Below are 7540 nucleotides of genomic sequence, written 5' to 3' on the forward strand. Positions count from 1 at the left end.
GGCCCACCCTGCGCGTACGCCGGTACGACCGACAACAGCAGAAAGAAGCTCGCCGAGGAACCGACGACCGTCACGAAGCGCAGCAGCAGCGGACGGGTCACCAGACGCGGCCGCGACACGGCAGCCCGGTCTTCAGGACCGACGGATGAGGCCATGGGGTGAAACCTAGGGGACGGAGCCGCCCGCAGGCTCCCGCATTTCCACGCCAGGGTTTGACGAGGGACAGGGTCCGATCCGCCGGACGCGGGAGGCCCTCGGTAGCGAACCTGGTCTACGAGCGGGTCTCGACCGACCAGCAGTCGACCGCCCGGCCTGGCCACCACGCTGACCTGTCCGCGGGCGCGGCCCTCCACGGGACGGTGCGGCGAGCGGTCGCCCTGTTCAGGGACGGCGAAGCAACCTCTCCGACCAGTTCCGCCGCGTCGCGGCGGTCCTGACGCCGCACGCCTCGCCTCCGCGCTGCTGGTCCTCGCGGCCGGCGGAGGCGACGACGTCGACGCCGGGCCCACCGCTCGGCGAGTGGAGTCCACCGGCCGTCCCGGGACCTGATCCGGCTCCCGCGTGATCAGAGACGGCCGACGAGATGGGCCAGGGCGTCGTCGCGGGCGAGGACCGGGATGGCCTCGAGCGGAGCGGGCACAACGATGCGCCGGCCGCCCTGGTGAGTGGTCCCCGTGCGCAGGTCGGTCCAGGTGGCTCCCGGCGGCAGGTGGACCTCGCGCGAGTCGGCGCCGGCCGAGGTCACCGGGGCGACGAGCAGGTCCGGGCCGAACATGTACTGGTCGGCGAGGTCCCAGCAGGCCGGGTCGTCGGGGAACTCGTGGAACATGGCACGCATCACGGGCTGGCCGTGGTGGTGGGCCTCGGCCATGAGCCGACGGGTGTACGGGCGCAGCGCCTCCCGCAGCCGCAGGTAGCGCGCGAGGATGTCGTACACCTCCTCGCCGAAGGACCACAGTTCGTTGTCCGCGCCGGTGTGGCACCGCACGGTGCCGTCCGCCGCCCGGACGGTTCCGGTGGGTTGTCGGTCGCCGTGCATCCGCATGACGGGGCAGAAGGTGCCGAACTGGAACCAGCGGATGAGGAGTTCGTGGAAGGCCGGGTCGGTGACGTCGCCGCCGTGGAAGCCGCCGATGTCGGTGGTGAACCAGGGGATGCCGGCGATACCCATGTTGACGCCGGCGGTGATCTGCCGGCGCATCGTCGCGAAGTCGCAGTGGATGTCGCCGGACCACACCAGGGCACCGTAGCGCTGGCTGCCCGCCCAGGCGCAGCGCACCAGGTTGACGACGTCCTCCTGCCCGGCGGCGCGCTGGCCCTCGTAGAACGCGCGGGAGAACGCCTGGGGGTAGAGGTTGCCGATCTCCAGCGCGGGGCCCTGGTGGTAGCGGTAGTTGTCGAAGTCGTAGACGCCGTACTCCGGTTCGGCCTCGTCCAGCCAGAAGACGCGGATCCCCTTATCGTGGTAGTTGCGGCGGCACAGCTCCCACAGGGCGTCGCGCGCCGCGGGGTTGGTGACGTCGAGGAACATGCTGGGACCCTGGAAGCTCATCTGGACGTCGGGGCCCCGTTCGGCGCGGACGAGGAGGTTGTGTCGCCGGAAGTCCCGGAAGTTCTCCGACTCCACGGAGACCTGCGGCCAGACGGAGACCATCAGCTCGGTCCCGAGCTCCCGCAGCTCGGCCACCATCGCGTCCGGGTCCGGCCAGAACTCGTACTCGAAGCGGAAGTCGCCCATCTTCGGCCAGTGGAAGAAGTCCGCCACCAGGACGTCGAGCGGCAGGCCGCGGCGGTGGTACTCGCGTGCCACCGCCAGGAGTTGTTCCTGGTTCCAGTAGCGGAGCTTGCTCTGCCACAGTCCGAGGCCGTACTCCGGCATCATCGGGACGTGCCCGGTGGCCTCGGCGTAGGCGGCGGTGATGTCCGCCGGGGTGTCGCCGGCGGTGATCCAGTAGTCGAGCTGCCGGGTGCTCTCGGCGACCCATTCCGTGCGGTTGGTGCCGAAGGTGGCCCGGCCGATGGCGGGGTTGTGCCAGAGGAAGCCGTACCCGGCGCTGGAGAGGACGAAGGGGACGGACGCCTGGGAGTTGCGGTGCGCCAACTCCAGTGTGCAGCCCTTGAGGTTGAGCATGTCCTGCTGGTACTGCCCCATGCCGTAGAGCTTCTCGTCGGGGCGTGCCTCGAAGCTCGCGGTGAGGTGGTGCGGCCCGCCGGTTATCGCCCGGTGGGCGCGGGCCCTCAGCTTCAGGGAGCCGCCGGAGCCGAGTTCGCTCAGCAGGGTCCTGCCGTGCCGGTCCAGGAAGGTCAGTGAGCAGCGGGAGACGTGGTATCCGGCCTGCGCGTCGTAGTACTCCTCGGCCGTCAGCACCGCGGTGATGTGGCCGTTGGTCAGCCGGGCGACGCCGTCCTCCGTCGTGATCTCGACATGGGTGGGCGGCTGCGGGAGCAGGGCGAAGTCGGTGTCGACCACGTCGGCGGCGCGCGTGGCGCGCACGCGCAGGCTGTTTCGCCCCCAGGGCTCGACGACGAGCGTCTCGCCGTCCCCACGCCAGACGAGACGGTCGGAGACGGTGTGGAACACGGTCACGGAAGGAAGCTCCCAACGTTGGACGACGGTGGCTGGTGATGACGGGCGGCGGCGGGAGTGGGCGGGCGGACCGCGACGGCCGCCCGCCCGCTCAGTCCTTGACCGCACCGGCCGTGACGCCCGCGGCGACGAAGCGCTGGGCCAGCACGAGCAGGACGGCGGCGGGGATCGAGGCCGCCACGGCGGTGGCCATGATGGAGTTCCACTCCTGGTTGTTGTTGCCGATGTAGCGGTAGATGCCGATGGTGATCGGCTGGGTGTCGCCCTGGCCGTTGAGGGTGCTGGCGAAGATGAAGTCCGACCAGGCCCACAGGAAGGCGAAGAGGGAGACCGTGACGACCGCGTTCCGGCTGACCGGCAGCACGACGGAGCGGAAGGTGCGCCAGGCACTGGCGCCGTCGATCCGGGCGGCGGCCATCAGCTCGTCGGGGATGCCGGACATGAAGGCGGTGAAGACCAGGACCCCGAACGGCACGGCCAGGGTGGAGTCGGCGACGACCAGTCCCCACCACTCGTTCAGAACGCCCAGGTTCAGGAAGACGGCGTAGAAGCCCATCGCCATGATGATGCCGGGGATCATCTGGGCGGCGAGCAGGACGAAGCCGATCGGTCCGCTGCCGCGCGGGTGCAGCTTGGCCAGGGCGTAGCCGGCCGGCGCGGCGATGGCGAGGGTGAGTGCCACGGTGCCGAGTCCGATGAGGAAGCTCGTGCGCAGGTACGGCAGTTGGTCCGCCAGGACCGCCTCGTAGCCGGCGAGGGTCGGGTCGAGGGGGAACCAGTCCGGCGGGTCCCGGCGCATGTTCTCCGGGCGGGTCAGCGAGACGTTGACCATCCAGTAGACCGGGAACAGCATCACGCCGGTCAGCGCGAGCCCGACCAGCGTCTTCCACGGCGCGCGTCGTCGTGTCATGCCTGCTGCCTCCTCTGGGCGCGGATGTAGGCGAGGCCGAAGGCCAGGGCGAGCAGGATCAGCAGGTTGCCCATGGCGGCGCCGGGCCCGAAGTGCGGGGTCAGGGAGCCGAATCCGAGGTCGTACGACCAGGTCGACAGGGTGGTGGAGGAGTCGCCAGGGCCGCCGCGCGTGGTGATCCAGATGAGGTCGAACACCTTGAGCGTGTAGACGAGTCCCAGCAGAAGGGTGATGGCCGACACCGGGCGGAGCAGGGGGAGGGTGATCCGCCGGAACCGCTGCCAGCCGCCGGCTCCGTCCAGGGCGGCGGCCTCGTACAGCTCGGCGGGGATGTTCTGCAGGCCGCTGTAGAGGATCACCAGGTTGAAGGGGATGCCGATCCAGACGTTGGCGATGGTCACGGCCGTCAGTGACCAGTCGGGCGACGTCAGCCAGTTGATCGCCGGCAGCCCCAAGGCCTCGAGTGCCGAGTTCACCACCCCGGTCTCGCTGTTCAGCATCCAGGACCAGGTCGAGGCCGACACGATGAGCGGCAGCAGCCAGGGGATGAGGAACAGCGCCCGCAGGGTGGCGGCGAGGCGGAAGTGCTGGTGGAAGAAGACGGCCAGCGCGAGCCCGATGCCGTACTGGAGAAGTATCGAGACGAGCGTGAACACCAGGGTGTTGCGGACGGCCGGCAGGAAGGTCGGGTCGTCGAGAACCTGGCGGTAGTTCTCCAGGCCGGTGAAGGGCGCGTCGCCCTGGACGAAGGAGCGCAGGGTGTAGTCCCGCAGGCTCAGCTCGACGTTGCGGACGAGTGGATAGGCGTAGAACGCGACCAGGTAGACCAGCAGCGGGACGAGGAAGAGCCAGGCGGTCAGCCGGGGTCGCGGCCGGCGGCGGGCCGGGCCGGCGGCGGGCCGGCCGTGCGTGGGTATGACCGTCATCGGGCTTTCTCCGTTCGGAATGCGGTGCCGGTGTTCGTCGCCGTGCCGGCGATCAGTCGGCGAGACCCGTGGTGGCGGCCTGCTGGGCGGCCTCCATCGCCTCCTGCGGACTCTGCGCGCCGGAGAGGACGTTCTGCACGGCCGTCCACAACTGCTCCGAGATGACGGGGTAGTCCGTGCCGAGGTCGTCGCTGGTGCGGCCACGGGCCGAACGGGCCGCCTCGACCCAGGGGGCGAGCGCCTCGTCGTCGGCCACCTGCTGGTCCTGGAGGGCCTCGGTGGGGGCGACGTAGGACAGGGTGGCGTCCGTGGTCAGCAGGTTCTCGCCGCTGGTGAGGCACTCGACGATCGCCGTGGTCACCTCGTATCTGGCGGGGTCGGACTGGACCGGCGCGGTCACGAACTCGCCGCCGGTGGGGGCCACCGCGGGACCGCCCGAGGCCGCTGGGATCGGGATGACTCCGTAGTCGATGCCCGAGGCGTCCGCGTTGGCCAGCTGCCAGGCGCCGTTGACCGCGAACGCGTACTCCCCCGTCGCGAACTCCTGCCAGCTCGTCGTCTGGGTGTTGTTGATCACCGAGTTGGGCGCGTATCCGAGGTCGAGCCACTCCTTCCACTGGCTGACGGCGCCCACCGCCTCGGGGGAGTCGAGCGCCCGCAGGTCGGCCCCGGCGCCCCAGAACCAGGGCAGGAACTGAAACGAGCCCTCCTCGGTGCCGATCGCGGAGAACGTGATGCCCCTGTTCCCTGCCTCGGTCACCGCCTGGAGCGCGTCGTTCAGGCTCTCCCAGTCGGTGACCGAGGCCGGGTCGACCCCGGCGTCGGCGAGTACGGCCACGTTGTAGTACAGCGCGAGGGTGTTGGCGCCGATCGGCACCCCGTAGGTCGCGTCTTCGAGCTGCCCGGCGGCCAGCAGGTTCTCGGATATGCCGGAGACGTCGAGACCCAGTTCGTCCGTCGGGGTCAGGACGCCGGCCTCGGCGAGCGTGGAGACCACCGGGTTGTCCAGCACGATGACGTCCGGGGTGTCGCCCTGCTGGGCGGCCAGCAGCGCCCGGTTGGTGAGGTCGGAGGTGTCGAACGCCGCGCGGTCGACGGTGACCCCGGCCTCCTCGCCGCACCGCTCGACCAGCCGTACCCAGTCGGAGTCGCCGTCGAACTGGGGGTAGGGGTCCCAGAACACGTACGTGCCGCCGTCGGCGTCGTCGCCGGACCCGCCGCCCGAGCAGGCGGTGGCTCCGGCCAGCAGACCCAGCGCGGCCAGGACGGCCGACGCGGAACGTGAGGTGGTGCTTCTCATCGCCATGTCCTTTCAGCTGCTTGATACGCGTCGTCGAACCGGTTCGACAGCTGCCCGTGTGCGACCGTTCCGACCCGTGCGCGCCGGGGTCAGGCGGTGCTGCCCCGATCGATGAGCGTGGGGGGCAGGAAGTGGACCCGGTGTGGCCCCGCCTCGTCATGGTCCTGGATGCGGCCGACCAGCTGCCGCACCGCCAGCCGTCCGAGTGCGCGCGGCGAGGTCTCCACCGCCGTGTAGGGAAGGGAGAAGGTGCGCCCGAACTCCTGCGAGTACAGGCTCGTGACCGACAGGTCATCCGGCACCCGCACCCCGCGCCGGTGGAGCACCATGGGCAACGCGGCGACGGAACCGTCGTTGTGCACGATCAGCGCGGTGGCGGTGGGGTGCTCGTCGAGGACGGCGTTGAGGCTCTCGCCCACGGCCGGCTGCCGCGCCTCCCCGTGATGGGCGTGCAGCACGAGTCCGAGCTTTCGAGCCCGCTCGACCGCCGCGTCACGGAACCGCCAACTGTAGGAGATGCCGCGCTCGAAGACCTCACGGGGCGGTGTGACCAGGATGATCTCGCGATGCCCGAGCCCCTGCAGATGGTCGACCAGCACCCGGGCGGCGGCGGCGAAGTCCAGGTCGAAGACGTCGAGTCCGTCGGTGTCCCGCGGCACGCCGACGAGCACGCCAGGCCGCCCCGAGGCCCGCAACGGCTCGAGTCGTGGGTCGACGTGCGCGACGTCGAGCAGGATCAGGCCGTCGACCTTGCCGGAACCGCTGATCCGGCGCAGGGCGCCCGCTCCGTCGGCGTCCGTGACCATCAGCACGTCGTACCCCATCTCCCGCGCGGTGTCGGAGAGCGGGAGCACGTACTGGAGCATGGCCGGCGCGAACTCGTCCTCGTGGAACCTGAGCATGAGGCCGATCACCTTGGTCTGCGCCGTGGCCAGGGCCTGCGCGCCGGCGTGCGGGGTGAAGCCGAGCCGGGCGATGGCCTCCTCGACCCGCCGCCGTGTCTCGTCGGAGATCGTGCGCTTCCCGGAGAGCGCGTAGGAGACGGTGCTGCGGGACACCCCCGCGGCGCGAGCCACGTCGCCGATCGTCACCACTGGCCACTCCCTTGTCGAACCGGTTCGCGCAAGCTAGCACCGGGGTCCCGACGACTCAATACACCGGACGTGCTCCCGTCTCCTGATCGACGCAGCGTGACGATGGAACACCGAGAGCCACCGCACGAACGCGAGGGAAGCCCGCCGCACGCGTATTGAACCCCGAAGATCCCGGTGTTACGTTCCCGTCGAACCGGTTCGCGACAGCCGCTCATCGAACCGGTTCGAGAGCCTCTCCCCGACCCGTTCGGAGCCGCATGGACAGGCGAACTCCCCACGCGCGCGCCCCGCCAGCTCCTCCAGAACCTCGAACGACGCGTCTGCACAGGCATTTCAGCCGCCAGCGCGGCCGAGCACGCGGGGGCGCCCCCGGCCGTCAGGTCCCGGCAGGCCACGGCCTGCCCCGCGACCTCCCCAACTCCCCTCTCTCCAGGAGAGACGCGTGAACATCCTCCCCAGAAGGCGGCGCGGGCGTCGCCTCGGTCTCACCACACTCCTCGCGACCTGCACTCTCGTCCTCACCTCCCTCGTCTCGCTCGCCACGCCGGCCCAGGCCGCGGATGAGTCCATCGCCGTGGACTTCTCGGTCTCGTCGGGCTCGCCGACCTACCGGGCCTCCGGGTGGATCTACGGCATGGCGGAGAACGCCTCGGGCCCCGCCGACCACTTCTTCCGGGACGTGAACTTCCGGTACATGCGGGCCGGTGGGGCGCAACTCGACAG

5 protein-coding genes and 1 pseudogene are annotated in these 7540 nt (G+C 70.5%); 1 reads left to right on the forward strand and 5 read right to left on the reverse strand.

Annotation, left to right across the window (positions count from 1 at the left end; all coding sequences use genetic code 11):
* Nucleotides 1-565 precede the first annotated feature (565 nt).
* The 5 genes from E1265_RS30230 to E1265_RS30250 all read right to left on the reverse strand — a co-directional run bounded on the left by E1265_RS30230 (nt 566) and on the right by E1265_RS30250 (nt 6814).
* Entirely contained in the window at nt 566-2587 is a 2022-nt protein-coding gene (locus E1265_RS30230) for a glycoside hydrolase family 31 protein (protein ID WP_132934164.1), read from the reverse strand.
* A gap of 91 nt (nt 2588-2678) precedes the next feature.
* Nucleotides 2679-3497 (reverse strand): carbohydrate ABC transporter permease, encoded by an 819-nt coding sequence (locus E1265_RS30235; protein WP_132934165.1) that lies wholly within the window; start codon nt 3495-3497, stop codon nt 2679-2681.
* The gene (locus tag E1265_RS30240) at nt 3494-4423 is read right to left on the reverse strand and encodes a sugar ABC transporter permease (RefSeq protein WP_132934166.1); all 930 of its coding nucleotides are present in this window, start codon (nt 4421-4423) and stop codon (nt 3494-3496) included. The genes E1265_RS30235 and E1265_RS30240 overlap by 4 nt, the downstream gene beginning before the upstream one ends.
* Nucleotides 4424-4475: 52 nt before the next feature.
* Nucleotides 4476-5723, reverse strand: coding sequence for an extracellular solute-binding protein (locus tag E1265_RS30245; RefSeq protein WP_132934167.1), 1248 nt, complete (start codon nt 5721-5723; stop codon nt 4476-4478).
* Between the two features lie 89 nt (nt 5724-5812).
* Nucleotides 5813-6814 carry a LacI family DNA-binding transcriptional regulator gene (locus tag E1265_RS30250; RefSeq protein ID WP_207931268.1) on the reverse strand — a complete coding sequence of 334 codons (1002 nt, stop codon included), beginning with the start codon at nt 6812-6814 and terminating at the stop codon, nt 5813-5815.
* A 445-nt stretch (nt 6815-7259) separates the two neighbouring features.
* Between E1265_RS30250 and E1265_RS30255 the strand changes: the two are divergent.
* Nucleotides 7260-7540, forward strand: a pseudogene (locus tag E1265_RS30255) (hypothetical protein); the annotation flags it as partial.

It is taken from the genome of Streptomyces sp. 8K308, assembly GCF_004348315.1.
Lineage (GTDB): Bacteria > Actinomycetota > Actinomycetes > Streptomycetales > Streptomycetaceae > Streptomyces.